This is a genomic window from Bradyrhizobium canariense, from assembly GCF_018130465.1.
Taxonomy (GTDB): domain Bacteria; phylum Pseudomonadota; class Alphaproteobacteria; order Rhizobiales; family Xanthobacteraceae; genus Bradyrhizobium; species Bradyrhizobium canariense_C.
Window position 1 is genome coordinate 688,150 of record NZ_JAFCKJ010000001.1, and the last position, 24,690, is coordinate 712,839.

A 24,690-nucleotide genomic window follows, 5' to 3' on the forward strand; every position below is an offset into this window, starting at 1 on the left:
ACGGTTCATTGCACGATCGGAGAAGGCGGCGATCCCGCCGCCTTCTCCACCCTTTTCTTCCGGGGTCTTTCACAGTGCCAGCCAATTTGTCCGCTCGTCTCTATTCGCTCCTGCTCTCGTTGTTTCTGATCGCGTTCGCACTGCCGGCCTTTGCCGGTCCGTTCGAGGATGCGGTCGCCAAATTCGCCAACGATGATTATTCCGATACGGAAGAGGCGATCGGCGTGGTCGCCAGCAGCGGCAATCCGCTGGCTTTTCCCATCATCAGCGCGCTCCAGGACGGCCGGCTGATGGCCGATCCGGACAGCAAGAAGGTTTACGTCACCGGCGCCGACGGCAAGTCGATCGATGCCGCGACCGGTCAGCCTGTGGCCAGCGTGCCCGACAGCGCGAGCGCGGTCCGCCTCAACAACCGCCTGCGCCGCAGCGTCGATGCCGCGGTCGGCGGCCTGACGCTGATGTCGCCGGATGTCACGACCCGCATTCAGGCTGCGCAGTCCGTCTTCAAGTCGCATGAGGAGTCGGCGCTCGACGCGGTCAACACAGCGCTGGCGAAGGAAACCAACAAGACTGCCAAGGCAGCGCTCGGCGATGCGCGTGCGGCGATCATTCTGTTCAAGCCCGACGCCACAGAGGTCGAGAAGCTCGAGGCCGTCGCCACCATCAAGGCGCATGGCGACCAGGAAGCGCTGGCAATGCTTACCGGCATGGGTGACCAGCCGGCGTCCGTGACCAAGGCGGCCGCGAGCGCGATCGCCTCGATCCAGAGCTCGCTCGCGCTCTGGTCCACGGTCCAGAATGCCTGGTACGGCCTCTCGCTCGGCTCGGTGCTGCTGCTTGCCGCGATCGGGCTTGCCATCACTTTCGGCGTGATGGGCGTGATCAACATGGCCCATGGCGAGATGGTGATGATCGGGGCCTACACCACCTTCGTGGTGCAGGAGGTGATCCGCACCCGCTATCCCGGCCTGTTCGACTATTCGCTGCTGATCGCGGCACCGCTCGCCTTCCTGGTGGCCGGCGCGCTCGGCGTCGTGATCGAGCGCAGCATCATCCGCTTTCTCTATGGCCGTCCGCTGGAGACGCTGCTGGCGACCTGGGGCCTGTCGCTGGTGCTCCAGCAGGCGGTGCGCACCATGTTCGGTCCGACCAACCGCGAGGTCGGCAACCCCTCCTGGATGAGCGGCGCGTTCGAGCTCGGCCAGATCACCATTACCTATAACCGGCTCTGGATCCTTGTCTTCACGCTCGCTGTGTTCGCGATCCTGCTCGCGATGCTGCGTTACACCGCGCTCGGGCTCGAGATGCGCGCGGTGACGCAGAACCGCCGCATGGCCGCCTCGATGGGCATCGCCACCTCGCGCGTCGACGCGCTGACCTTTGGCCTCGGTTCGGGCATTGCCGGCATCGCCGGTGTGGCGCTGTCGCAGATCGACAATGTCAGCCCCAATCTCGGCCAGAGCTACATTATCGACAGCTTCATGGTCGTGGTGTTCGGCGGCGTCGGCAATCTCTGGGGCACGCTGGTCGGCGCCTTCACGCTCGGCATCGCCAACAAATTCCTGGAGCCCGTCGCCGGCGCCGTGCTTGGCAAGATCGCCATCCTCGTTCTCATCATCCTGTTCATTCAAAAGCGGCCGCGCGGCCTGTTCGCGCTCAAGGGCCGTGCGGTGGAAGCATGACCCCTCACATGCTGACGCGATCGCTGGACCGCGGCGCCACGATCTTTCTTGCCGTCGTCGCGGCCTGCGGCATCCTCATCCCGCTCTCCAACCTGTTGCTGCCCGCGGGCTCGTTCCTGCAAGTGCCGACCTATCTCGTCGCGCTCTGGGGCAAATATGTCTGCTACGCCATCCTGGCGCTCTCGATCGACCTGATCTGGGGCTACTGCGGCATCCTCTCGCTCGGCCACGGCGCCTTCTTCGCGCTCGGCGGCTACGCCATGGGCATGTACCTGATGCGGCAGATCGGCAGCCGCGGCGTCTACGGCAACCCGATCCTGCCGGACTTCATGGTGTTCCTGAACTATTCGAAGCTGCCCTGGTACTGGTACGGCTTCGACATGTTCTGGTTTGCCGCGCTGATGGTACTGATCGTGCCGGGCCTGCTCGCCTTCTGCTTCGGCTGGCTCGCTTTCCGCTCCCGCGTCACGGGCGTGTATCTGTCGATCATCACGCAAGCGATGACCTATGCGTTGCTGCTCGCCTTCTTCCGCAACGATTTCGGCTTCGGCGGCAATAACGGCCTGACCGATTTCAAGGACATCCTCGGCTTCAACGTGCAGGCCGAGGGCACCCGCGCCGCGCTGTTCGCGCTGAGTTGCCTGGCGCTGATCGCCAGCTTCCTGATCTGCCGCGCCGTCGTGTCGTCCAAGCTCGGCAAGGTGTTGATCGCGATCCGCGACGCGGAATCACGCAGCCGGTTCCTCGGCTATCGCGTCGAATCCTACAAGCTGTTCGTGTTCACGCTCTCGGCCTGCATGGCCGGTGTTGCCGGCGCGCTTTACGTGCCGCAGGTCGGCATCATCAATCCATCCGAATTCGCGCCCGGCAATTCGATCGAGGCGGTGATCTGGGTCGCGGTCGGTGGCCGCGGCACGCTGGTGGGCGCGGCACTCGGTGCCGTCGTCGTCAACTACGCAAAAACGTCCTTCACCTCGGGCATGCTCGCGCCGTACTGGCTGTTCATGCTCGGCGCGCTGTTCATCCTGGTGACGCTGCTGCTGCCCAAGGGTATCGTCGGCACCTTCAATGCCTGGTGGGATCAGTCGAAAGAGAAGCGCACCGCTGAGACCGCCGCGAGCGCGGCGGCGGAAGACGGTGTCACCGAACCCAAGATGGCGGAGTAGGCGCAATGAACGTCATGGACACCCGCGCGACCTCCGCGATGCTCTATCTCGACGGCGTGCACGTCTCGTTCGACGGCTTCCACGCCATCAACAACCTCTCGCTCACGCTCGAGCCCGGCGAGATGCGCGCCATCATCGGCCCGAACGGCGCCGGCAAGACCACGATGATGGACATCATCACCGGCAAGACCAAGCCTGACGAGGGCACGGTGCTGTTCGACGGCGTCACCGATCTGACGCGGCTGGACGAGACCCGCATCGCCGAGCTCGGCATCGGCCGCAAATTCCAGAAGCCGACCGTGTTCGAGAGCCAGACCGTGCAGGACAACCTGCTGCTCGCGCTCAATGTCGACCACAGCGTCAAGGGTACGCTGTTCTGGCGCGGCAGCCGGGCGGAGTCCGAGCAGATCGACAAGGTGCTGGAGACGATCCGCCTCACCGATGCACGCAACCGTCTCGCCGGCAGCCTCAGCCACGGCCAGAAGCAGTGGCTGGAGATCGGCATGCTGCTCGCACAGGATCCGAAACTGCTTCTCGTCGACGAGCCCGTCGCCGGCATGACCGACGTCGAGACCCATCTCACCGCCGAGCTGCTCAAGGAAATCAACAAGACCCATACCGTGATGGTGGTCGAGCACGACATGACGTTCGTGCGCGAGCTCGGCGTCAAGGTCACTTGCCTGCACGAGGGTACCGTGCTCGCGGAAGGCACCATCGACCAGGTCTCGTCCAACGAGCGGGTCATCGAAGTCTATCTGGGGCGCTGAGCGATGCTTGAGGTCAAGGACATCAACCTGTTCTACGGCGCGGCGCAGGCGCTACGCGGCGTGTCGATCGCGGCCGAGCCCGGCAAGGTGACCTGCGTGCTCGGGCGCAACGGCGTCGGCAAGACCTCGCTCTTGCGCGCCATGGTCGGGCAGTACCCGATCTCCTCCGGCGCGATCGTGCTCGACGGCAGCGATATCACGGGCCTGAAGCCCTATGAGCGCGCGCGCAAGGGCATCGGCTTCGTGCCGCAGGGCCGCGAGATATTTCCGCTTCTGACGGTCGAGGAGAATCTCAAGACCGGCTTCGGCCCGCTCAGGCGCGAGGACAAGCACATTCCGGACGACGTGTACTCGCTATTCCCGGTGCTGCAATCCATGCTTGGCCGGCGCGGCGGCGATCTCTCCGGCGGCCAGCAGCAACAGCTCGCGATCGGCCGCGCGCTGGTGATGCGGCCAAAGCTGCTGCTGCTCGACGAGCCGACCGAGGGTATCCAGCCCTCGATCATCAAGGACATCGGCCGCGCCATTTCCTATCTGCGCAACCTCGGCAACATCGCCATCGTGCTGGTCGAACAATATCTCGACTTTGCCTGCGAACTCGGCGACAGTTTTGCCGTGATGGATCGCGGCGCGGTGAAATTCACCTGCGACCGCTCCAATCTCGACCCGAGCGAAATCAGCCGCCAGATGGCGCTGTAAGCCAGGAAACCGCAAGCAAGAAATCCTGCCGCGACCGGCCGGGGAGACGGATGCGCAGCGAACTGTCAACCAATTCGCCTGTGTTCGAGGCCAACCGTGCCCGCGGCGCGGTGCGGTTCGATGTGCACGCCCGCGACGGCGTGACGCGGCGTGGCGCCTTGCATGAATCCGGTTCGCTCCGCGTGCGCTTTCCCTCGCCGGAGGACGACGGCCTGTCCGGTGTGTTCGTCAACACGGCCGGCGGCGTCGCCGGTGGCGATCGCTTCGACATCGAGATCTCGGCCTCTGACGCGACGCGGCTGACGCTGACCACGGCGGCCGCGGAAAAGGTCTACCGTGCGCCGGGGCAGGCGGCAGAGCTCAGCATCGCGCTGAAGGTCGCCGCAGGCGCGCATCTCGGCTGGCTGCCTCAGGAGACCATCCTGTTCGACCGGGCCCGCGTGCAGCGCCGCTTCGACATCGATCTCGACGAGGCGGCCTCGCTCCTGCTGTGCGAGATCGTGGTGTTCGGCCGCACCGCTATGGGCGAGCGGATGGAGCAGGGCGAGTTCGTCGACCGTTGGCGGCTGCGTCGTGGCGGCAAGCTGGTCTTCGCCGAGACCGTCAGGCTGGACGGCAATATCGGCGCCAAGCTCGCACGATCCGCGGTCGCCAAGGGTGGGGCTGCGATTGGCACCGCCCTGATCGTGCCCGGCGATGAGGCGCTGGTCGAGCGTCTCCGGGAGGCATCGGAATCATTCTCCGGCGAGGTCGGGATATCCGCCTGGAATGGATTTGCAATGGCGCGGTTCTGTGCCCAAGATGCGGCCCGCTTGCGTGCCGACATGATGGCCCTGCTGGCGCGCACCGGCATGAAGCTGCCGCGGCTGTGGCTGAATTGATGATGTGAACTGAAGAGATTTCGCATGAACCTGTCTCCCCGCGAAAAGGACAAGCTTCTGATCTCGATGGCGGCCATCGTGGCGCGTCGCAGGCTGGACCGTGGCGTCAAACTCAACCATCCCGAGGCGATCGCGATCATCTCCGATTTCATCCTCGAAGGCGCGCGCGACGGACGCACCGTCGCCGAGCTGATGCAATCCGGCGCGCAGGTGCTCACCCGCGACCAGGTGATGCCCGGCATTCCCGAGATGATCCACGACATCCAGGTCGAGGCGACGTTCCCGGACGGGACGAAGCTCGTCACCGTGCACGAGCCGATCAGGTAGGAGCCAGAGCATGATCCCCGGCGAACTCTTCATCAAGGACGGCGAGATCGAGCTCAATGCTGGCCGCAAGACAGTAACGCTCACGGTCGCCAACACCGGTGACCGCCCGATCCAGGTCGGCTCGCACTACCATTTCTTCGAGACCAACCCGGCGCTGAAGTTCGACCGCAAGAAAGCCCGCGGCATGCGCCTCGACATCGCCGCCGGCACCGCCGTCCGCTTCGAACCCGGCCAGACCCGCGACATCCAGCTCGTCGCCGTGGCCGGCAAGAAGACCATCTACGGCTTCCGCGGTGACGTGATGGGGAAGCTGTGAGCGCAAGTTGAGGCGAGTGCGGTGATCCACGGTGAGGTGAGCACAATGGTCGGGCTCCCTCCCCCCTTGCGGGGGAGGGCTGGGGAGAGGGGTATGCCGCACGACGAGGTCGGCGAGATTCAGCGCCATCGCGCCAAACGATTGAGGCGCGAGATGACTCGTGCAGAGACGTTGCTATGGCGCCACCTGAAGGCCGATCGTCTCGCGGGCCTGGCCTTTCGCCGTCAGACCCCCATGGGCAACTACATCGCCGATTTTGTCGCTCATTCCCGCAAGCTTATCGTTGAACTCGATGGCGAGAGCCACGACTTCGAAGAGCGCATCCGCCACGATGAGCGGCGCGACCAATGGTTCGCATCCCGCGGATATAGCGTGCTGCGCTTCACCAACGAAGACGTGATGAAGAACCTGGAGGGTGTTGTTCTTTCGATTCTCGAAGCAGCGGAGCAAGCGGCACCCCTCTCCCTACCCCTCCCCCGCAAGGGGGGAGGGAACCCTGCTGCCAGTGCGTCCCTTACCTCTGATACTGACACACCAGAGGAGCCATGATGCATCGTCAGGTGAGCACAATGGTCGGGCTCCCTCCCCCCTTGCGGGGGAGGGGTGGGGAGAGGGGTGAGCCAGGAACTCCGACCGAAGTAATTTTGCGACGCTGCGTCGATCGTGGATGTTGTCAGCGAGGAGCGCTGTGATCGTCATGCTCTCCGCCGTCCGCCTCATCTCGAAAGCCGCCCATCTGGCCGCACGCCGGCATAACGGCATGGCGCGCAAGGGGCGGGGGAATGAGCCTTACATCAACCATCTCGCCGAGGTCGCGAACCTGCTTGCGGCAGCGACCGATGGTGCCGATGCCGAGTTGGTCGCGGCCGGGTGGCTGCATGATGCGATCGAAGACACCGACACCACGCGCGAGGAGCTCGCGCAAAAATTCTCCGAGCGCGTCGCGTCGCTCGTCGTCGAGTGCACCGACGACATGAGCCTGCCGAAGGCCGAACGACGGCGTCGGCAGGTGATTGATGCGCCGAAGAAGTCGGCTGGCGCCAGGCTGATCAAGATTGCCGACAAGATCAGCAATATCGGCGCGGGCATTCATTCCGGTCCGACCGCCGAGGAGCGTGACGACCTCACCGACTACGTCGACTGGGCCGAGCAGGTGGTCGCGGGCTGCCGCGGCGCTGACGGCTGGCTCGATACGACATTCGACGACATGGTGCTCACAGCGAGGGCCTCGCTATGAGCATGACCAAAACATTCAAACGCAAACGGGGCTTGTGATGTCCGTCAAAATAAAGCGTTCCGTCTATGCCGACATGTTCGGCCCGACCACCGGCGACAAGGTGCGGCTGGCCGACACCGACCTCATCATCGAGGTCGAGAAGGATTTCACCACCTACGGCGAGGAAGTGAAGTTCGGCGGCGGCAAGGTGATCCGCGACGGCATGGGCCAGTCGCAGGTCACCAACAAGCAGGGCGCGGCGGACACCGTCATCACCAATGCGCTGATCGTCGATCACTGGGGCATCGTGAAGGCCGACGTCGCGATCAAGGACGGCATGATCGCCGGCATCGGCAAGGCCGGCAATCCCGACATCCAGCCGGGCGTCACCATCATCATCGGCCCCGGCACCGATGTGATCGCGGGCGAAGGCAAGATCCTCACCGCCGGCGGTTTCGACAGCCACATCCACTTCATCTGCCCGCAGCAGATCGAGCACGCGCTGATGTCGGGCGTCACCTCGATGCTAGGGGGCGGCACCGGCCCATCGCACGGCACGTTCGCCACCACCTGCACGCCGGGCCCGTGGCACATGGGGCGGATGATCCAGTCGTTCGACGCCTTCCCGGTCAATCTCGGCATCTCCGGCAAGGGCAACGCCTCGCGGCCCGCCGCGCTGGTCGAGATGATCAAGGCCGGCGCCTGTGCGCTGAAGCTGCACGAGGACTGGGGCACCACGCCGGCTGCGATCGACACCTGCCTGTCGGTTGCCGACGATTACGACATCCAGGTGATGATCCACACCGACACGCTGAACGAATCCGGCTTCGTCGAGGATACGATCAAGGCGTTCAAGGGCCGCACCATCCACGCCTTCCACACCGAAGGCGCCGGCGGCGGTCACGCCCCTGATATCATCAAGGTCGCCGGCTTGAAGAACGTGCTGCCGTCCTCGACCAACCCGACGCGGCCCTTCACGCGCAACACCATCGACGAGCATCTGGACATGCTGATGGTCTGCCACCACCTCGATCCCTCGATCGCGGAAGATCTGGCGTTCGCCGAGAGCCGTATCCGCAAGGAGACCATCGCGGCCGAGGACATCCTGCATGATCTCGGCGCGCTCTCCATGATCTCGTCGGACTCCCAGGCCATGGGCCGCCTCGGCGAGGTCATCATCCGGACCTGGCAGACCGCCGACAAGATGAAGAAGCAGCGCGGCTCGCTGCCGCAGGACAAGGGCAAGGACAACGACAATTTCCGCGTCAAGCGCTACATCGCCAAATACACGATCAATCCCGCGATCGCCCATGGCGTGTCGAAGCTGATCGGCTCGGTGGAGAAGGGCAAGCTCGCCGATCTCGTGCTGTGGTCGCCGGCCTTCTTCGGCGTCAAGCCGGATTGCGTGGTCAAGGGCGGCATGATCGTCGCCGCCCCCATGGGCGATCCCAACGCCTCGATCCCGACGCCGCAGCCGGTGCACTACCAGCCGATGTTCGGCGCCTTCGGCAAGGCGCGCACGGCGTCGTCCGTGGTGTTCACGTCGAAAGCCGCGATCACCGGCGGTCTCGCTCGAAAGCTCGGCATCGACAAGAAGCTCTACGCGGTCCAGAACACGCGCGGCAAGATCTCCAAGAAGAGCATGATCCACAACGACGCCACGCCCAATATCGAGGTCGATCCGGAGACCTATGAGGTCCGCGCCGACGGCGAGCTGTTGACCTGTGCCCCCGCCGAGGTGCTGCCGATGGCGCAGCGATATTTCATGTACTGAAATAGCGCCTCAACGCATGTCCCGGAGGATCCCCGGGCGGCTTTTGCGGTTTTGCGTTCAATCTCGCATGGTCTAAGGTCCCGCCCGGTATCTTGAGCCCAGAAGAAAAGCCGGGAGGATTTCTCGTGATCTACGTCGTTGCCACCTTGACCATCAAGCCCGAAACGCGCGCCGAATTCATTGCAGCCGCCACCGCCTGCATCAAGGAGACGCGGAAAGAGCCCGGCAATATCGCCTATGATCTGCATGAGAGCGTCACCGATCCCGCCAAGATGGTGTTCGTCGAGCAGTGGGAGAATGCCGAGGCGCTGGTGCCGCATCGTGCCATGGAGCACATGAAGACGTTCGGCCGCGTCGCGGTGAAGTGCTTTACGGCACCGCCGAAGATCGAAGTGATCACGCCCGAGAAGGTCGACGTCCGCTGAGCAAGAAGAGGGAGCATCCCCATGATCTATGTCATCGCCACCACGTCCATGAAGCCGGAAAACAAGGACGATTTCATCAAGGGGCACAAGGCCTGCACCGTCGAGACGCTCAAGGAGAAGGGCTGCCTTTCGTATGACGGCCACGTCAGCGTCAACAACCCCAATCAGTATGTGGTGGTCGAGCGCTGGGAGACCCGTGACGATCTCACGGCGCATGCCAAGGCGCCGCACATGAAGGTGTGGCGCGAATATTCCGCGCAGATGAAGACGGCGCCGACGGTGATCGAGATCATCAGCGACGGCAAGGTCGAGAAGCTCTGAGGTAAAACGCATGATCCGGGCAACGCAGGTCAGGGGACAACACCGCTTCGCGGAAGCGCCGGCGGATACGGTCGTGCTCGATTTCGACGATCGGCACCGCCGCCGCATGGCGATGACGGGGACGCGGGGGCTCGAGTTCCTGCTCGACCTGGAGAATGCCGTCGCGCTGCGCGGCGGCGATGCGCTGGTGTTGGAGGACGGCCGGCTGGTCGAGGTGGTCGCCGCGCCCGAGCCGTTGCTCGAGATCCGCGGCCACGATCCGCACCACCTTATTCGCGTCGGCTGGCATCTCGGCAATCGCCATCTGCCGACGCAGATCATGGCCAAGGGCCTGCGCATCCGCCGCGACCACGTCATCGAAGCCATGGTGAAGGGCCTCGGTGCGCGCGTGATCGAGATCGAGGCGCCGTTCGATCCCGAAGGCGGCGCCTATGCCGATGCCGGTCATGCGCATGGACACGACGACCACGCGCATCACGATCCTGGCCACGATCATCATCATGATCATCACGGTCATGATCACCACCATGATCATGCCGCGCATGACGACGGCCACGATCACCATCACCACGACGACGAGCATTGCGATCACCCCGACCATCACCACGGCCACAAGCATGCTCATGACCACAAATGAGCCGGTCAGCGCCTGCGACCTCGCGGAGCGCGAGGCGGCGGCGCTGTACCGGCTGATGACCTGGCTGTCGCCGGCGTTTCCCGTCGGGGGCTTTTCCTACTCTAGCGGCCTCGAATGGGCGGTCGAGGCCGGCGACATCACCGACGCCGCGACACTGGCGGACTGGCTCGATGCGATGCTCCGCGATGGCTCGGGCTTCTGCGATGCGACGTTTCTGGTCCACGCCCATCGCGCCACTGAAGTGGGCGAGGGCGACACCTTGAGCGATATCGCCGAGCTCGCCGCGGCCTTCGTGCCGTCGCGCGAGCGGCAGTTGGAGACGACATCGCAGGGCCGTGCCTTCATCGACATCGCCCGCGCCGCGTGGGATGCCGATGGGCTGGATGCCATGGTTGCGGCATGCCGCACGCCACTGGTCTATCCCGTTGCCGTGGGCGTGGTCGCCGCGGTGCACGGCGTGCCGCTGGTGCCGACGCTGCACGCCTTCCTGCATGCGCTGGTCTCGAACTGGATTTCCGCGGCCAGCCGGCTCGTTCCGCTCGGCCAGACCGACAGCCAGCGCGTGCTGGTGAGGCTGGAAGCCGCGGTTGCCGCGACTGCGAATCGTGCGTTGAATGCAACGTTGGACGATCTCGGCGGCGCGACGTTTCGCGCCGACCTCGCCAGCCTGCGGCACGAGACGCAATATACGCGGCTGTTCAGATCATGAGTTGTTCGGAATTTATTCGATTGTCGTCCCGGCGAAGGCCGGGACCCATACCCACAAATCTTTGTGGCTATGGGAGGATGTGGCCACAGCGGACCTCGTCAGCTCAGTACGGTGGCTATGGGTCCCGGTCTTCGCCGGGACGACATTAGGAGAGAGCATGTCGAAATCTCACGGCCCCTTGCGTGTCGGCGTCGGCGGTCCGGTCGGATCGGGCAAGACCGCGCTGATGGACCTGCTCTGCAAGACCATGCGCGAGCGCTACGACATCGCCGCGATCACCAACGACATCTACACCAAATGGGATGCGGAATTCCTTGTGCGCTCGGGCTCGCTGACGCCGGACCGCATTGCAGGGGTCGAGACCGGCGGCTGCCCGCACACCGCGATCCGCGAGGACGCCTCGATGAATCTCGCCGCGGTGGCGGACATGCGCGCCAAGTTTCCCGGGCTCGATCTCGTGCTGATCGAATCCGGCGGTGACAACCTCGCTGCCACTTTTTCCCCGGAGCTCGCCGATCTCACCATTTACGTCATCGACGTGGCGGCCGGCGACAAGATCCCGTCCAAGGGCGGCCCCGGCATCACCCGCTCCGACCTCCTTGTCATCAACAAGATCGACCTGGCGCCCCATGTTGGCGCCTCCCTGGAAAAGATGGAGACGGACGCCAGGCGCATGCGCGGCGAGCGGCCGTTCGTCATGACCAACCTGAAGAAGAGCCAGGGGCTCGAGCGCATCATCGGCTTCATCGAGGCCAAAGGCGGCTTGAAACGGGCCAGCTGACCGGCGCGACCACTTAACGCAGTCGTTTCCCTCCGTTAACACTCTGGGCAGAGCCGCATCCGCGGAACAAATTTCGGTCACGGCGATTGATTACCTCCGGTGCCCGGAGCAAATCCCGGCCGGACGACCGGCCGGGCGGATTAAGCTTTTCAGGCGACCCAAGTTGCGTACTGATGCCTCCTCCTCCATTATCCCGGCCATTGGGGTTCACCCTGTTTCGGCACGTGCCCGTTCGAGCGGCATCCATATGCTCCGTGTTTTTTGCCGACCTCCTGCTTTCGCCTGAGTAGTCGCGTGGTCCGGCTGGGTTTCATCATCGGCTTCATTGCTCTTCTCGGGGTCCTGCTCTCCGGGCTTGCGGCTTATCGCGTCCACGACCAGGAACTGGCGCTGGACCGGATCGCGCTGGCGCGCGCGATCGACGTCCATGCAAGCCTGGTCCAGGACCGGCTCACCGAGCGCGAACTGCTCGCGCGGGTTGCCTCCGGCCTGTTCCGGACCCCGTCGGTGCTCAAGCCAAACATGCTCGAGCCGCTGCGCTCGGCCATCTACGCCTTCAAGACCGATTTCGTGGTGGCGGGTTGGGTCGCGCGCCTGAAGCCGAACGAGCTTGCCGCAGCGCAGGCCGCCATCGCGAGCGCCGGCTTCCCCAATCCGCGGATCCGCACCTATGACGACAAGCCGATCGATCCGGCTGATGTCACCCAGCCGGTCGACGTGCTGATGGATCTCGAGCCGCGCAGCAACGAGACCAAGGCGCTGCCCGGCCGCAGTTACGACCAGGATCAGGTGCGCAGCGCCATGCTGGCGCGCGCCAGAGTGGAGAAGAGATCGGTTGCCTCAGAACCGGTTGCTCTCCTGCGCAGCGGCGGGCCGATCGGCATCATTGTGGCCGCTCCGGTCATCCCCGAGGGCGCGACGGAGCCGGCGGGCTTCATCACATTTTCCTACGAGCTCTCCTCCCTGATGCTGACCAACGACGACATGTCGTTGTTCGCGGTCGCACTGAAGGATCCGCGCAGGGAGGGTGGCGAGCTCGTCGCCAACGATCAAGGCGTGGTCTCGGCCCGCACGACGGCGGCTGATGGGCCGGCACCGTCGGCGACGCGCACGGTGAGCTTCGGTGGTCGCGACTGGCAGCTCGGCTATTACGCCAAGACCAACTCGGCGCGTCGCGCCGAGCAGACTGCGATCATCGTGGCGGCGATCGGCTTTGCGATCACCGCGATGGTGTGCGGCCTGTTCGGCTATGTCGCCTACAACAATTTGCGGCTCAGCCGGGAAATCCAGGTCAGAATCGGCTTCGAGCGCCGGCTGACGGCTGTCATCGACGAGCTCAACCACCGGGTCAAGAACATCCTGGCGGTGATCCAGTCGATCGTGACCCGCACGCTGCGCCATGGCTCCGACATCGATGTCGCGCGCGAGCTCCTGATCGGCCGCATCCACGCCATGTCCAACGTGGTCTCGCTGCTCAGCGAGAGCCAGTGGCAGGGCGTCAAGCTGAAGGGCCTGTTCGAGGCGCGCGCCATCCCGCACGCCGACCGCATCGCCGTCACCGGTCCTGATATCGCAGTCAGCGCGCGCGCGGCGCAGAGCCTGTCGCTGCTCTTCTTCGAGCTCGCCTCGCACTCCGACGAGGGCCTGTCGCTGGTCGGCAAGCATCCGCACATCACCGCCAATTGGACGGTGACGAGCGAGGGGAACGGCGAGGTCTTCTATTTCCGCTGGGAGGAGTTCAACACCAGCGAGGCGACGCGCCGCCCGGATTCTGATTTCGGCCTGATCCTGCTCGACCGTGTCGCGCCCGAGGCGCTCGGCGGCACCGCCAAGCGCTATTTCACCGACGTCTCCTATGTCTACGAGCTGACCGCGCCGATGGAGACGGTCGAGGACATGACCGAGCGCGACCGCACTGACAAGCTTTCAGCACCGATCCGGCCGGCGCGGTAATTCGAGGCTAGCTCTTCGGCCGCAGCACGAGGTCAACCAGATTCCGCGCGTAGGCCGGCGTGATCGGGGCGATGCCGAAGACGTAGCGGTAGAACAGGCCGCCATAGATCGCGTCGTAGAGATCCTCGGGCGGAGCTTCCGCCAGAATGCTGCCGTCGTTCTGACCTGCGGCGATCATCTCCACCAGTGCGTCGCGGCGGAATTGCAGATACCGGGCGTAGAACAGCTCGGCGGAGCCGGTCTTGGAAATGCATTCGGAGATGACGGCGAGTTGGACCTTGCCGAACTCGCCCTGGAGCGCTTCGGCATAGGCTGCGGCATGGCGGCGTGCGCGCGCGGCGGGGCTACCCGAGCTTGCAGGCGGCAGCGGCAGCATCTGCGCGGCATGGTGAAGGAAGGCGTCGATCAGCAAGGCTTCGCGGGACGGCCACCATTTGTAGATCGTCATCTTGGAGACGCTGGAGTGGCGTGCGATCGCGTCGATGGTGGTGACGGCAAGGCCGGTGGTGGCCATCAGCGCATAGGCGCTTTGGAGAATGGCGTTGGTGGTCTCGATCGACCTGGGCCGGCCGCGCCGGGGCGCGCTGTCGGCTCCCTCACCCTCGCCATTCGCCATCACCACGCCCGGCCTCCTCGCGCAATCCCGCTCCCGCTCCGCATAGCCCAGCCGTGGTGGCTGGCCTAGCGGAATCGGAAGGTGCCGGGTTAGGCCTGCTGCCGCAAGGCCCCGGGCAGGTCCTGCCGCTTCGACCAGGCGATGTAATATGCGACCGCGGCCATCGCCGCGAAGCCGGCCAGGCTCACGGCGATCTGCATCACCACCAGATTGGCGCCGGTGATCAGGATGAGATGGCCGGCGAAGGACAGGAATACGCCGACGCAGAACACCGCGAGCCATTCCTCGCCGCATCTGATGACCGTCTGGAGCGATCTCCATTGCAGCCCGGGATGATCGGCCGGGACGAGATGTGTCGCGAGGAAGGCGAGCGCGAGGAAGTGGATCACGCGATAGGGTGCGAGGTTTTCCTTGTCGGTCGGCGTGATGTTGTCGAGCACGATATTCGGCAAATAGGCGGCAAGTGCCGGCGAGTGGCGCATCAGCGTGATTGCCATCGCGAATACGAGATAGGCGCCTGCAAGCACGCGCAGCCAGGACAGGCCGTGCAGCGCGCGGCCCGACGCGCCGGTCACGGCGAACCAGCCGCCCAGCACCATCAGCATCTGCCAGCAGAACGGATTGAAGGTCCACTCCTCGTCCGGATAAACCCGGAAATTCCAGTCGAACCAGCGGGCCGCAACGTACAGCGAGACCGATGCCGCAAGTGTCAGGTTCGGCCGCCGCAACAGCCCCCACAGCGCGAACGGAAGGAACGCCATCAGCGGGATCATCAGTTGCAGGAGATCGAGGTTCAACGGCTCTTCCTGAAGCACCAGTCCACGGACCAGGATGCGCAGCGGATGCTCGAGGATGCCCGAGATGTTGTATTCGTGGATGATCTCCGGCGCCATCGATTGCGAGGCAACATAGGCGATGGCGTCGATGTAGATCACGAACAGGACGACATAGGCGGCATAGAGCCGCCAGACGCGCTGAAAGATGCGCGTCGCTGCGACGACGTAACCGCGCTCCAGCGCGATCTTGCCATGAATGATGGCCATGCCATAGCCGGCCACGAACACGAACAGGTCTGCGGCACCGCTGAAGCCGAAGTTTCGCAGCGTCAGCAAATTGACGACGTTGTTCGGGATGTGGTCGACGAATACCGACCAGTTGGCGATGCCAAGCGTCAAATAGAGCCGGGGGTCGTGATTGAATGCGGCGAGGTTCGCCTTGACGGACGGTTTCATCGAAAAAATGGCTTTTGGAATCAGGGGCGCTGCTTTTAGCGGCAACCGCCTGCCTATCCGAGTAGCGTTTGCGTGAGTATGGGCATTCGCGCCGGGCGACGCAAATTTGGCGCGGCGCCCCCGGTACCGAATTTCGAAAGATGCGCTCGCAGGACTTGGGACGAAATTTTCTAACCCGCGCTGACCGCTACTCGGCAGGTTCGGCCGACGCCTCGTCGGGTACGCCGGCGCGGCTCGCCATGATTCCGAGGGCGACGCCGCCGATCGCCAGGATCGGCAACAGCCGCTTGATCCCGATGGCGCGAACGATCTGGAGTCCCGTGGCGAGCAGCATGGGGTCCGCGAGCATGCTCGAGGCCGCCGACTTCGCGGCACGCTCGGCCGCGATATGGGCTTGCTTGCGCAGCTGCCGCTTGTAGACCCAATAGCTCACCGCCGCGGTCAGGGTCAGCAGAAAGAAAACGCCGGCACCGGCGAGGCAGGCCTGCACCGGACCATATTTCTCCAGCACCGAGATGAACGCCGCCGCGCACAGGAAGCACGTGGTGATGAAGAGTGCGAATGCCGCGCCCGCTGCCAGCGAGCTCAGCCGCACAGTGGTGCCGGTGGATGCGCTGATCCCGTCGATGATGCGCTGAAACATGGCCTTGCTCCTCAAGCCCCACAAGCCGGCACCGGCGGCGCCGCTGCGCCACCGTCTCAATACCCCTTCGCTACCTCAGCGGCGCCAGGCGGCGCCGATCAGGAAGCCGATGCCGAGCGCAAGCCCGACGGTCGCGAGCGGCCGCTGCGTGATGGCGTCTTCGAGCGTCTCCTCGATCGATCCGTAGGCATCCTGTGCCGCGCCCATCATCGCACTGCCTCGCTCCGACATGTCGTCGATTGCGGAATCGACGTTCTCGCGCGCCTGGTGGTAGCCGCGGCGGGCCTGCTTGCCGGTGGAGTTGGCAAAGGTATTGAGCGCGTCGGTGATCTGATCGGTGAGGGCGGCGATATCGCTTTTCACGGCTGCTACATCCTTCTCAAGGCGTTCTCTGGTGGCTTTGTCGGTCCAGTCTCTCATCCCGGCTTCGGCATTGGTCGTGGACATCAGGAGCTCCGAGCTGTTGACGGCTGAGATAGCCGGAAAACGTTTCGTCGCGCGGGAAGTTCCGTTCACGGAAACCGGTCAATCCTGGGGGAGCTGCGGCGAATCCGCCGGCAGCAGATGCTCCTTCAGGATCAGCGCGACGATCAGGAGCGGCGACGACAGGAACGCGCCCATGGGGCCCCACAGCCAGGTCCAGAATGCCAGCGCCAGCAGCACGGCGAGCGCATTGAGCTCCAGCCGCCGGCCGATGATGGTCGGCGTGACGAAATGCCCCTCCAGGAAGGTGAGGCCGCCAAAGGCAAGCGCCGCCATCAGACCACCCCCGATGGTCGGGAAAGTGACCAGTCCGACCACGACCAGAACGGCGAACATCGCCACCGGCCCGATGATCGGGATGAAGTTGAGGGTGGCCGCGAGGGCGCCGAGGCCGGCGGGATTGGGCATGCCGGTGAGCGCGCAGACGATGCCCGCGCCAACGCCGACGCCGACATTGATGAGGGTCACGGTCAGAAGATAGTTGCCGAGATGGACCTCGATCTCGTTGAGGATGCGAAGCGTGCGCAGCCGCGCGTCGTGATCGCTGAAGGTCATGATCATCGCGCGGCGCAGGTCGCGCCAGCTCGCGATGAACAGGATGAGGGTGACGAAGAACAGCAGGAATTCGGTGAAGGTTGGCGACAGGAATTCCAGCGTCGGCTGCACCCATTCGAATTTCGGCATCTGGAAGTTCGGCAGCCCTTCCGAGCCGCCGACCATGGTTTGCAGCTCCCGCCACAGCGCCAGTGGTCGGTCGAACACGTGCAGCTTGTCCTTCAGCTGCGCGCCCAGTTCGGGCAGGCGCGAGCTCCATTCCATCACCGGTGAGGCGATCAGCGCGACGACGAAACCGACAACGGCGGTCACCGTGATCACGATCAAGGCCGCTGCGAGCCCGCGCGGCACTTTGCGCTTCTCCAGGAAGGCTGCCGCCGGCGAGAGCATCGTGCCGGTGACGAAGGCCATCACGACAGGCAGGAAGAACGCCTTTCCGAAATAGAGCACGGCGACGACTGCGATGAGGAGCAGTCCGGCGAGCGAGAAGGCGACGAACTCGGTGCGGCGGATCACCGGCGGAAGTTCGCCGTGATGCTCGGGAAGCGGAGTGCCTTCGCCGTTGCCGGGAGTCATACGTTCACTGGGAAGGACGCGCACAATACCTCTCCGGCACGGAGTCTTCGGTCCGCGCGCCCATGACCAGTTGGAGAACGTGCAAGCGCCCCGCGGGTTCCATCGCGGCTTCGTGAAGCGACGCTCGCTTGACTGTGACGTGGCTGCTGCATCCCGCCGCGGAACTTGTATCGGCTCGACCGCGTTGATCGGACCAGCGCATCACCCTGATGCAGGCATCCAACGGGGCAGCACATGACGAAGTTCTCTGCAGTCCGACGCCGCTTTTCGCCGCGCCGCATCACCACGTTCGCGTTCGCAACCGCCTTGCTGGCAGTGCCGTTCGGCGCCGCAAGCGCACAGACGCTGGGCTACACCTATCCGCAGGATCAGACCTACCCGCAGGACCAGGGTTACGCGAGCCAGGGTTACGCGAGCCAGGAGGCGCAGGCCTCCGACGAGGATGCCGCGCTGCCCGAACGCCTGCGCAAGCAGATTGTCAGCTTCGACCGGAGCGAGCCGGCCGGTACCATCGTCATCGATACCAACAACACTTATCTCTACTATGTGCTCGGCCAGGGGCGCGCCATCCGTTATGGCGTCGGCGTCGGCCGCGAGGGCTTCACCTGGTCGGGCGTGCAGAGCGTCAGCCGCAAGGCGGAATGGCCGGACTGGCATCCGCCGGCCGAGATGATCGCGCGCCAACCCTATCTGCCCCGCTTCGTCGCCGGCGGCCCCGGCAATCCGCTCGGCGCGCGTGCGATGTATCTCGGGTCGAGCGAATACCGCATCCATGGCACCAATGATCCCACCACGATCGGCAAGTTCGTTTCGTCCGGCTGCATCCGCATGACCAACGAGGACGTCACCGACCTGTTCGGCCGCGTCAATGTGGGCGCCAGGGTCGTTGTGCTGCCGAAGAACGCGCCGCTGATGGCGAGAGGCGGAGATTCCGTGCGCAAGCGCGCGGCGCCGACGTCGCTGCCTTCCGGCAGGCAGGCGCTGAACATTTCGACGTCGGCCGTAAACTAAGAGTTGAGTGAGGTCACATGAAGAGACCTTCGATCGGCAAACTCGCCGGTGGCGCGGCGGCATTCCTCGCCGCCGCCTCCTTCGGCCTCGCGCTGACGCCATCGGCGCATGCGGAGGACTTTTTCTCGGCGCTGTTCGGCGGCTTCCGCGGGCGTGCTGCTCCGGAAATTCGCATGCCGTTCCAGACCGATGACACGCCGCGCTACGACACGCCGCGCCAGCGGGCCTCCTATGGCGGCGGCACGGCCTATTGCGTGCGCGGCTGCGACGGCCGCTATTTCCCGGCGCAGGGAAACGATGCCGAGAGCAAGGCTCAGTCCTGCAAGAGCTTCTGCCCGACCTCGGAAACCTCGCTGGTCTATGGCAGCAATATCGACAACGCCGCGACGGACAGGGGAAAATCCTATTCCGACCTGCCGAACGCGTTCCGCTATCGCAACGAGGTCGTGGCGGGCTGCACCTGCAATGGCAAGGATCCGGTCGGGCTCGCTCAGGTCAAGGTCGAGGACGATCCCACCTTGCGCAAGGGCGACATCGTCGCGGGTGCCGACGGCCTGGTGGTCGCCAGCCACAATGCCAACGACCGCCGCGGCGTCGCGATGAATTTCTCTCCGCTGCCGGATTCGGTGCGTGCAAGATTCCGCCAGGTGCCGGTGGTGGCGAAGGAGTAGGGTCGCATCGCGTGTGATGCGATGCTGGTGCCTTAATCCTGCCGTCGTCCCGGTGAAGGCCGGGACCCATAGCCACTGGCAGTGGTTTGGCGAAAACTCGGAGTTACCAGCCTCACGCGACAACTACTCCCTGGGGTGATGGGTCCCGGCCTTCGCCGGGACGACCCCGAGGGGGCTATAGCTTTTCTACCTGACCCGCAGCCCTACGCCGCCCGGATCTTGCCCAGGAAGTCGCTGATCTGATCACCGAGCTGGCGGCTCTGCGTCTCCAGCATTTCCGAGGCCTGCTTGACGTTTTCGGCAGCCCCGGCTGCGGTGTCGGCGTCGGCCTTTACGCCGGTGATATTCTCCGAGACGTTCTTGGTGCCTTGCGCGGCGTATTGCGTGCTGCGGGTGATCTCCTGGGTCGCCGCGCCCTGCTCCTGCACGGCGGCGGCGATGGCGGTGGCGACTTCATTGACCTCGCCGATGATGCCGCCAATCGCCTGGATTGCGGTGATGGCATCGCCGGCGACCTTCTGGATGTCGGCGATCTGCTCCGAAATCTCCTCCGTCGCCTTGGCGGTCTGGCTCGCCAATGACTTCACCTCCGATGCCACAACCGCAAACCCGCGCCCCGCTTCGCCGGCGCGCGCGGCCTCGATCGTGGCATTCAGTGCGAGCAAATTGGTCTGTGCCGCGATGGTGTTGATGAGGCCTACGACCTCGCCGATGCGTCCCGCGGATTGCGCCAGCCCCTGAACGGTGCTGTCGGTCTCGCGCGCCTGGTTGACGGCGCGGCTGGCTATGCCTGCGGCGTGCGCGGCCTGCTGGCTGATGTCGTTGATCGAGGCTGAAAGCTCCTCGGCGGCGGCCGCGACGCTGTCGACGCTCATGGAAGCGTCGTTCGACGCCTTGCCGGCGACCTCGACGCGTTCGTTGGTCTGGCGCGATACCGCGGAGAGGTCGCCCGAGGTCTTGCGCATCTCGCCGGACGCCTCGCTCAATTCACCCAGTGATTTGCGTACGACGCCCTCGAACTCGCCGACATAGGTCTCCATTGCGCGCTGGCGCATGGCGGCGCCGGCGTTGCGCTCGCGTTCCTGCTCTTCGATCTTGAGCTTGTCGATCGCCTGCTGCTTGAAAGTATCGAGCGCGCCGGCGAGCGAGCCGATCTCGTCGTGGCGGTCGAGATAGCCGTTGTCGACGGTGAGATCGCCGCCGGCGACCTTGAGCATGGCATCGCGAATCCGGTGCAGCGGCGTGATCACGCGGCGGCTGACCGCCAGCATGGCGGCGCCGGTCAGGACGATCGCGGTGACGAGCAGCGCCATCTGCAAGATCAGCGATTGCACCGCCGTCGCGCGCTGAGCCGCGGAATGATCCTTGGCGGCCTGCAGTGCCGCGTCGGCGAGCTTCACCGCGCTCATCATCCGGGGCACCGAATAGGGGCTCCACTGATTGGCGGTCATCGACGGCTTCTCACCCTTGGCGATCGTCGCGATGATGCCGTCGCGCGTGGCGGCATATTGCGGGTCGAAATAGACCGATTTGGTCTCGGTGATCGCGGCGCTAAGGGCCGGCGGCAACTGCATGCCCGATGCGGCAAGCTCTATCGCGGTCCATGCGGCCTCCGTGCCGCCGATGAATTTGGTGTAGGCGAGCTGCACCTCCGGAGCGATCTTGCCGCTATTCAGCGCATTGCCGACGATCTGCGAGGACTCGCCGGCGGTGTTGCGGAGCAGCCAGGCCATCTGCTTGATGGTCAGGAGCTGGTCGATGGTCGCGTCCTGATGATTGACACTCGCGGCGAGCGCGCCCGAGAGCTTCTCGAGCTGTGCCATCAGCGCGTCCTCGGTCGCGACATATTCCTTGGCGAGGCCTGCGCGGCGCTCGGCCCGGGGCTTGACGACCTCGGTCCAGAATTCGGCCTGTTCTGCCAGCAAGGTCTTGTTCAGCGTGGCGAGACCGGCAAGGAACGCCTCGCGCTGAGCGAAGTCGGTCGTGGGCAGGAGCTCCAGCGTGCGGGCCAGTGCGGGCATCAGGGCGTCGCGGACCTCGCGAATGTATTTCTCGATGTCCTTGTCCATCGCGACGTCGGAAGTGAGCTGGCGGTTGCTGGTCGAGCGATCGGCCCGGATGTTCGCCATTCCCTTGAACACCTCGGCCGACGTGGCCGAGACCGCGACGATCCGATTGGCCTCCTGAAGCCGGGCCCAGGAGCTCCATGCGCTGAACGAGAAGCCGATGACGACAACAAGCGCGGTGGAGAGGATCACCGCCTTCAGCAACGTGGATACGGTCAGGCGATTGAGCATTGGAGATCCCGGTACGCGTTTCGAAGTTCGTGGCCCCGAACGGCAGCCCCCACGAACTTCGAAAGACCAAGGGATGCGCGCAGCAAGAGCGCATGCCTGCGGCAGGCGCCAGAAGCGCATTTGGCCTGAAAAGGGTAAAAACTTAGGCAGTAGCGCTGCCGTAAAATTACGGGGCGCTGAACGGGTGGCCCGCCAAAGCCAGCGCTGTTTGGGCACGCCTCTTCCCAACGTCGTCCCGGCTTTCGCCAGGACGACACCGGCATGTGTGGCTCGTCGTGTCCTATATGTACCTACGCTACGCCGCGCGGATCTTGCCGAGGAAGTCGCTGACCTCATGGCCGAGCTGGCGGCTCTGGCTCTCCAGCACCTCGGAGGCGTGCTTCACGTTGTCGGCGGCGGCGGCGGCAGCGTCCGCATCGGATTTGACGCCGGTGATGCTGTCCGAGACGTTCTTGGTGCCCTGCGCCGCATATTGCGTGCTGCGAGTGATCTCTTGCGTGGCCGCACCCTGTTCCTGCACGGCGGCGGCGATTGCGGTCGCGACCTCGTTCACTTCGCCGATGATGCCGCCGATGGTCTGGATCGCGCTGATGGCGTCGCCCGCGACCTTCTGGATGTCGGCGATCTGCTCGGATATCTCCTCGGTCGCCTTGGCCGTCTGGCTCGCCAGCGACTTCACCTCGGAGGCGACCACGGCAAAGCCGCGCCCGGCTTCGCCGGCGCGGGCCGCCTCGATCGTTGCGTTGAGCGCGAGCAAATTGGTCTGCTGCGCAATGGTGTTGATCAGGCCGACGACCTCGCCGATGCGGCCGGCCGACTTCTGAAGTCCCTGCACCGTGCCGTCGGTCTCGCGCGCCTGGGTCACGGCGCGGCTGGCGATGCCTGCGGCATGCGCGGCCTGCTGGCTGATGTCGTTGATCGAGGCGCTGAGCTCTTCGGCTGCGGCGGCGACGCTGTCGACGCTCATGGAGGCGTCATTGGAGGCCTTGCCGGCGACCTGCACGCGGTCGTTGGTCTGGCGCGACACCGCGGAGAGATCGCCCGAGGTCTTGCGCATTTCGCCGGAGGCTTCGCTCAATTCGCCGAGCGTCTTGCGCACCGCGCCCTCGAACTCGCCGACATAAGCCTCGACCGCGCGCTGGCGCGCGGAGGCGCCCACGTTGCGCTCGCGCTCGTGTGCCTCGATCTTGAGCTTCTCGTTGGCCTGCTGCTTGAAGGTCTCCAGCGCGCCGGCAAGCGCGCCGATCTCATCCTGGCGATCGAGATAGCCGCTGTCGACGGCAAGGTCGCCGCCGGCGACCTTCAGCATGGCATCGCGAATGGTGTTGAGCGGGGTGATGACGCGGCGGCTGACCAGCATGATCGCGCCGGCGGCAAGGCCGATGGCGAGCGCCAGCAGCGTAAGCTGCATGACGAGCGCGCCCTGGGCGGCGCTGCGTTGCTCCTGCGTATGGACCCTGGCGGCCTCGAGGGCCGCTTCCGCCACCGCGACGGCGCTTGCCATGCGGCCGACCGTGAGCGGGCTCCATTGGTTCGCAGTCATCTCGGGCTTCTCGCCCTTGACCAGCACATCCGCAAGACGGTCGCGCAGGGCTAGATATTGCGGCTCGAAATAGGCAGTCTTGGCGGCTGCCAGGGCGGAGGCGAGGCCCGCCGGCAATTGCATGCCCGACGTCGACAAATCCAGCGCCTTCCACATCGCGGCCGTGCCGCCGACATATTGCGTATAGGCGTAGCGGTTCTCCGGCGAGATTTTGCCGGCGTTAAGGCCGGTCGAGACGATGAGCGAGGCTTCGCCTGCGGTGTTGCGCAGCAGCCAGGCGTTCTGCTTGATCGACAGCAGCTGGTCGATCGCGGCGTCCTCGTGGTTGACGGTGGCGGCCAAGGTGTTCGACAGCTTGTCGAGAACGTCGAGCAGGCCCTGTGTCGTCTCCATGTATTCCTTGGGCAGACCGGCGCGACGCTGGTCCTTCGGCTTGGCCACATCTTCCCAGAACTGCTTCTGCTCCTCGGTCAGCAATTTGAACAGACGTGCGAGCTCCGGCACCATGGTGCCCGACTGCGGGAAGTCCATGGTCGGCAGCAGTTCGAGTGCACGGGCCATGGCCGGCATCTGGGAGTCGCGCAGCGCGCGCAGATATTTCTCGATCTCGCCGTCCAACGGTTCGGTCGCGTTCAGCAGGCGATTGGTGGTCGAGCGGTCGGTGCGCAGATTATGCATCGCCTTGAACAGGTCGGCGGAGGCAGCCGCGACCTCCGAGATGCGGTTGGCGGTCCTCAGCCGATCCCACGACTCGTGGGCAGTGAGCGAGAGCGCGATCACCACGCAGACCGACATGATCGCGATCACCGCCTTCAGCAGCGCGGATACGGTCAGACGATTCAGCATCGAAGTCCCCCAAATTCCCATTGCAAAGTTCGTGAAGTCGCCCCGGGCAACATCGGAAAAGAGGGGCACGCAAAAATCGGCAATCGCATGCCGATTGCGGCTCACGGCCTAAACGGTGTCTGCATCTGAAAGGAAAAGGGTAAAGTTTTAGGCAGGCCGGCCGATCGTAGAAGTACGTATTTACTAGAAGTTGCAGAGGGTTGCAGCGATGGAACCAGCGCGGGAGTTGCACGTTAGGAGACTGTCAACAATTTGGCATGAAGGGGGTTCTATCGATGCTGGTCGGCGTTCTCGTCACCTTTCTCGTCGTCATTCTCGTGCTTTACCTCATCAACATGCTGCCGATGGACGGCCGCGCCAAGCAGATCGCGCGCGTTGTCGTCATCATCATCGGTATCGTGTCGCTGCTGAAATATCTCGCAGTGTTCTAGCGGGCGCGGGGCTATCGCAAACAAAAAAGCCCCGGCGCGAGCCGGGGCTTTTGGTGTTTCCAGTCGGGTCGCTATCAGCCAGCCGCCTTGTTAGCCCAAGGCTTTCTAGCCCAAGGCTTTCTAGCCCAAGGC

General features: G+C 64.6%; 26 protein-coding genes. 19 read left to right on the plus strand and 7 right to left on the minus strand.

What is annotated here, in order from left to right:
• The first annotated feature begins 74 nt into the window (after window positions 1-74).
• The 16 genes from urtB to JQ591_RS03030 all read left to right on the plus strand — a co-directional run bounded on the left by urtB (window position 75) and on the right by JQ591_RS03030 (window position 13,654).
• Window positions 75-1,682, plus strand: a complete 1,608-nt coding sequence (urtB, locus tag JQ591_RS02955; RefSeq protein ID WP_211394548.1) for an urea ABC transporter permease subunit UrtB — start codon at window positions 75-77, stop codon at window positions 1,680-1,682.
• On the plus strand, window positions 1,679-2,848 hold the full coding sequence (gene urtC / locus JQ591_RS02960; protein WP_211394549.1) for an urea ABC transporter permease subunit UrtC: 1,170 nt from the start codon (window positions 1,679-1,681) through the stop codon (window positions 2,846-2,848). Before urtB ends, urtC begins: the two co-directional genes overlap by 4 nt.
• 5 nt (window positions 2,849-2,853) lie before the next feature.
• Window positions 2,854-3,615: an urea ABC transporter ATP-binding protein UrtD gene (gene urtD, locus JQ591_RS02965; protein WP_027515450.1), complete on the plus strand. Its 762-nt coding sequence runs from the start codon at window positions 2,854-2,856 to the stop codon at window positions 3,613-3,615.
• A 3-nt stretch (window positions 3,616-3,618) separates the two neighbouring features.
• A complete protein-coding gene (gene urtE, locus JQ591_RS02970) occupies window positions 3,619-4,314 on the plus strand; it encodes an urea ABC transporter ATP-binding subunit UrtE (RefSeq protein WP_211394550.1) in 696 nt (231 codons plus the stop codon).
• Between the two features lie 50 nt (window positions 4,315-4,364).
• The gene (locus tag JQ591_RS02975; protein WP_211394551.1) at window positions 4,365-5,195 is read left to right on the plus strand and encodes an urease accessory protein UreD; all 831 of its coding nucleotides are present in this window, start codon (window positions 4,365-4,367) and stop codon (window positions 5,193-5,195) included.
• Between the two features lie 24 nt (window positions 5,196-5,219).
• Window positions 5,220-5,522, plus strand: coding sequence for an urease subunit gamma (locus JQ591_RS02980; RefSeq protein ID WP_007605424.1), 303 nt, complete (start codon window positions 5,220-5,222; stop codon window positions 5,520-5,522).
• Window positions 5,523-5,532: 10 nt separating this feature from the next.
• The gene (locus JQ591_RS02985) at window positions 5,533-5,838 is read left to right on the plus strand and encodes an urease subunit beta (RefSeq protein WP_211394552.1); all 306 of its coding nucleotides are present in this window, start codon (window positions 5,533-5,535) and stop codon (window positions 5,836-5,838) included.
• Window positions 5,839-5,931: 93 nt separating this feature from the next.
• Window positions 5,932-6,387: an endonuclease domain-containing protein gene (locus tag JQ591_RS02990; protein ID WP_249136363.1), complete on the plus strand. Its 456-nt coding sequence runs from the start codon at window positions 5,932-5,934 to the stop codon at window positions 6,385-6,387.
• A gap of 148 nt (window positions 6,388-6,535) precedes the next feature.
• Window positions 6,536-7,075: an HD domain-containing protein gene (locus tag JQ591_RS02995; protein WP_211394554.1), complete on the plus strand. Its 540-nt coding sequence runs from the start codon at window positions 6,536-6,538 to the stop codon at window positions 7,073-7,075.
• Window positions 7,076-7,112: 37 nt separating this feature from the next.
• Window positions 7,113-8,828: an urease subunit alpha gene (gene ureC, locus JQ591_RS03000; RefSeq protein WP_211394555.1), complete on the plus strand. Its 1,716-nt coding sequence runs from the start codon at window positions 7,113-7,115 to the stop codon at window positions 8,826-8,828.
• A gap of 125 nt (window positions 8,829-8,953) precedes the next feature.
• Window positions 8,954-9,253 carry a putative quinol monooxygenase gene (locus JQ591_RS03005; protein WP_074120226.1) on the plus strand — a complete coding sequence of 100 codons (300 nt, stop codon included), beginning with the start codon at window positions 8,954-8,956 and terminating at the stop codon, window positions 9,251-9,253.
• A 21-nt stretch (window positions 9,254-9,274) separates the two neighbouring features.
• Window positions 9,275-9,574 carry a putative quinol monooxygenase gene (locus tag JQ591_RS03010; protein ID WP_211394556.1) on the plus strand — a complete coding sequence of 100 codons (300 nt, stop codon included), beginning with the start codon at window positions 9,275-9,277 and terminating at the stop codon, window positions 9,572-9,574.
• A gap of 10 nt (window positions 9,575-9,584) precedes the next feature.
• On the plus strand, window positions 9,585-10,211 hold the full coding sequence (locus tag JQ591_RS03015; RefSeq protein ID WP_211394557.1) for an urease accessory protein UreE: 627 nt from the start codon (window positions 9,585-9,587) through the stop codon (window positions 10,209-10,211).
• On the plus strand, window positions 10,192-10,920 hold the full coding sequence (locus JQ591_RS03020; RefSeq protein ID WP_211394805.1) for an urease accessory protein UreF: 729 nt from the start codon (window positions 10,192-10,194) through the stop codon (window positions 10,918-10,920). The genes JQ591_RS03015 and JQ591_RS03020 overlap by 20 nt, the downstream gene beginning before the upstream one ends.
• A 157-nt stretch (window positions 10,921-11,077) precedes the next feature.
• Window positions 11,078-11,701 carry an urease accessory protein UreG gene (gene ureG, locus JQ591_RS03025; RefSeq protein WP_211394558.1) on the plus strand — a complete coding sequence of 208 codons (624 nt, stop codon included), beginning with the start codon at window positions 11,078-11,080 and terminating at the stop codon, window positions 11,699-11,701.
• Between the two features lie 294 nt (window positions 11,702-11,995).
• Entirely contained in the window at window positions 11,996-13,654 is a 1,659-nt protein-coding gene (locus tag JQ591_RS03030; RefSeq protein WP_211394559.1) for a CHASE domain-containing protein, read from the plus strand.
• A 7-nt stretch (window positions 13,655-13,661) separates the two neighbouring features.
• Here JQ591_RS03030 and JQ591_RS03035 read toward each other — a convergent pair whose 3' ends face one another.
• From JQ591_RS03035 to JQ591_RS03055, 5 genes are all read right to left on the minus strand, one after another.
• A complete protein-coding gene (locus tag JQ591_RS03035) occupies window positions 13,662-14,270 on the minus strand; it encodes a TetR/AcrR family transcriptional regulator (protein ID WP_211394806.1) in 609 nt (202 codons plus the stop codon).
• 89 nt (window positions 14,271-14,359) lie between these two features.
• Window positions 14,360-15,502, minus strand: a complete 1,143-nt coding sequence (locus JQ591_RS03040) for an OpgC domain-containing protein (protein ID WP_211394560.1) — start codon at window positions 15,500-15,502, stop codon at window positions 14,360-14,362.
• Window positions 15,503-15,689: 187 nt separating this feature from the next.
• On the minus strand, window positions 15,690-16,145 hold the full coding sequence (locus JQ591_RS03045) for a hypothetical protein (protein WP_211394561.1): 456 nt from the start codon (window positions 16,143-16,145) through the stop codon (window positions 15,690-15,692).
• Between the two features lie 75 nt (window positions 16,146-16,220).
• Window positions 16,221-16,592, minus strand: a complete 372-nt coding sequence (locus tag JQ591_RS03050; protein WP_211394562.1) for a DUF883 family protein — start codon at window positions 16,590-16,592, stop codon at window positions 16,221-16,223.
• A gap of 78 nt (window positions 16,593-16,670) precedes the next feature.
• The gene (locus JQ591_RS03055) at window positions 16,671-17,783 is read right to left on the minus strand and encodes an AI-2E family transporter (protein WP_211394563.1); all 1,113 of its coding nucleotides are present in this window, start codon (window positions 17,781-17,783) and stop codon (window positions 16,671-16,673) included.
• 210 nt (window positions 17,784-17,993) lie between these two features.
• On the opposite strand from JQ591_RS03055, the gene JQ591_RS03060 reads away from it, so the two are divergent.
• Together JQ591_RS03060 and JQ591_RS03065 are read left to right on the plus strand one after the other, a co-directional pair.
• Window positions 17,994-18,770: a L,D-transpeptidase gene (locus JQ591_RS03060; RefSeq protein ID WP_211394564.1), complete on the plus strand. Its 777-nt coding sequence runs from the start codon at window positions 17,994-17,996 to the stop codon at window positions 18,768-18,770.
• 17 nt (window positions 18,771-18,787) lie between these two features.
• Window positions 18,788-19,441, plus strand: coding sequence for a DUF2865 domain-containing protein (locus JQ591_RS03065; protein ID WP_211394565.1), 654 nt, complete (start codon window positions 18,788-18,790; stop codon window positions 19,439-19,441).
• A gap of 203 nt (window positions 19,442-19,644) precedes the next feature.
• On the opposite strand, the gene JQ591_RS03070 is transcribed toward JQ591_RS03065, so the two are convergent.
• Both JQ591_RS03070 and JQ591_RS03075 read right to left on the minus strand, forming a co-directional pair.
• Complete coding sequence (locus JQ591_RS03070; protein WP_211394566.1) at window positions 19,645-21,738, minus strand: methyl-accepting chemotaxis protein; 2,094 nt, start codon at window positions 21,736-21,738, stop codon at window positions 19,645-19,647.
• Between the two features lie 295 nt (window positions 21,739-22,033).
• The gene (locus JQ591_RS03075; protein WP_211394567.1) at window positions 22,034-24,127 is read right to left on the minus strand and encodes a methyl-accepting chemotaxis protein; all 2,094 of its coding nucleotides are present in this window, start codon (window positions 24,125-24,127) and stop codon (window positions 22,034-22,036) included.
• Window positions 24,128-24,402: 275 nt separating this feature from the next.
• Between JQ591_RS03075 and JQ591_RS03080 the strand changes: the two genes are divergently transcribed.
• On the plus strand, window positions 24,403-24,558 hold the full coding sequence (locus JQ591_RS03080) for a Thivi_2564 family membrane protein (RefSeq protein ID WP_007599832.1): 156 nt from the start codon (window positions 24,403-24,405) through the stop codon (window positions 24,556-24,558).
• Window positions 24,559-24,690: the final 132 nt, after the last annotated feature.

Bases quoted from the DNA above. Each gene is read 5' to 3' on its own strand.
- urtC (WP_211394549.1), top strand. From the start codon at position 1,679: ATGACCCCTCACATGCTGACGCGATCGCTGGACCGCGGCGCCACGATC.
- urtD (WP_027515450.1), top strand. From the start codon at position 2,854: ATGAACGTCATGGACACCCGCGCGACCTCCGCGATGCTCTATCTCGAC.
- urtE (WP_211394550.1), top strand. From the start codon at position 3,619: ATGCTTGAGGTCAAGGACATCAACCTGTTCTACGGCGCGGCGCAGGCG.
- JQ591_RS02975 (WP_211394551.1), top strand. From the start codon at position 4,365: ATGCGCAGCGAACTGTCAACCAATTCGCCTGTGTTCGAGGCCAACCGT.
- JQ591_RS02980 (WP_007605424.1), top strand. From the start codon at position 5,220: ATGAACCTGTCTCCCCGCGAAAAGGACAAGCTTCTGATCTCGATGGCG.
- JQ591_RS02985 (WP_211394552.1), top strand. From the start codon at position 5,533: ATGATCCCCGGCGAACTCTTCATCAAGGACGGCGAGATCGAGCTCAAT.
- JQ591_RS02990 (WP_249136363.1), top strand. From the start codon at position 5,932: ATGCCGCACGACGAGGTCGGCGAGATTCAGCGCCATCGCGCCAAACGA.
- JQ591_RS02995 (WP_211394554.1), top strand. From the start codon at position 6,536: ATGCTCTCCGCCGTCCGCCTCATCTCGAAAGCCGCCCATCTGGCCGCA.
- ureC (WP_211394555.1), top strand. From the start codon at position 7,113: ATGTCCGTCAAAATAAAGCGTTCCGTCTATGCCGACATGTTCGGCCCG.
- JQ591_RS03010 (WP_211394556.1), top strand. From the start codon at position 9,275: ATGATCTATGTCATCGCCACCACGTCCATGAAGCCGGAAAACAAGGAC.
- JQ591_RS03015 (WP_211394557.1), top strand. From the start codon at position 9,585: ATGATCCGGGCAACGCAGGTCAGGGGACAACACCGCTTCGCGGAAGCG.
- JQ591_RS03020 (WP_211394805.1), top strand. From the start codon at position 10,192: ATGCTCATGACCACAAATGAGCCGGTCAGCGCCTGCGACCTCGCGGAG.
- ureG (WP_211394558.1), top strand. From the start codon at position 11,078: ATGTCGAAATCTCACGGCCCCTTGCGTGTCGGCGTCGGCGGTCCGGTC.
- JQ591_RS03035 (WP_211394806.1), bottom strand. From the start codon at position 14,270: ATGGCGAATGGCGAGGGTGAGGGAGCCGACAGCGCGCCCCGGCGCGGC.
- JQ591_RS03040 (WP_211394560.1), bottom strand. From the start codon at position 15,502: ATGAAACCGTCCGTCAAGGCGAACCTCGCCGCATTCAATCACGACCCC.
- JQ591_RS03045 (WP_211394561.1), bottom strand. From the start codon at position 16,145: ATGTTTCAGCGCATCATCGACGGGATCAGCGCATCCACCGGCACCACT.
- JQ591_RS03050 (WP_211394562.1), bottom strand. From the start codon at position 16,592: ATGTCCACGACCAATGCCGAAGCCGGGATGAGAGACTGGACCGACAAA.
- JQ591_RS03060 (WP_211394564.1), top strand. From the start codon at position 17,994: ATGACGAAGTTCTCTGCAGTCCGACGCCGCTTTTCGCCGCGCCGCATC.
- JQ591_RS03065 (WP_211394565.1), top strand. From the start codon at position 18,788: ATGAAGAGACCTTCGATCGGCAAACTCGCCGGTGGCGCGGCGGCATTC.
- JQ591_RS03070 (WP_211394566.1), bottom strand. From the start codon at position 21,738: ATGCTCAATCGCCTGACCGTATCCACGTTGCTGAAGGCGGTGATCCTC.
- JQ591_RS03075 (WP_211394567.1), bottom strand. From the start codon at position 24,127: ATGCTGAATCGTCTGACCGTATCCGCGCTGCTGAAGGCGGTGATCGCG.
- JQ591_RS03080 (WP_007599832.1), top strand. From the start codon at position 24,403: ATGCTGGTCGGCGTTCTCGTCACCTTTCTCGTCGTCATTCTCGTGCTT.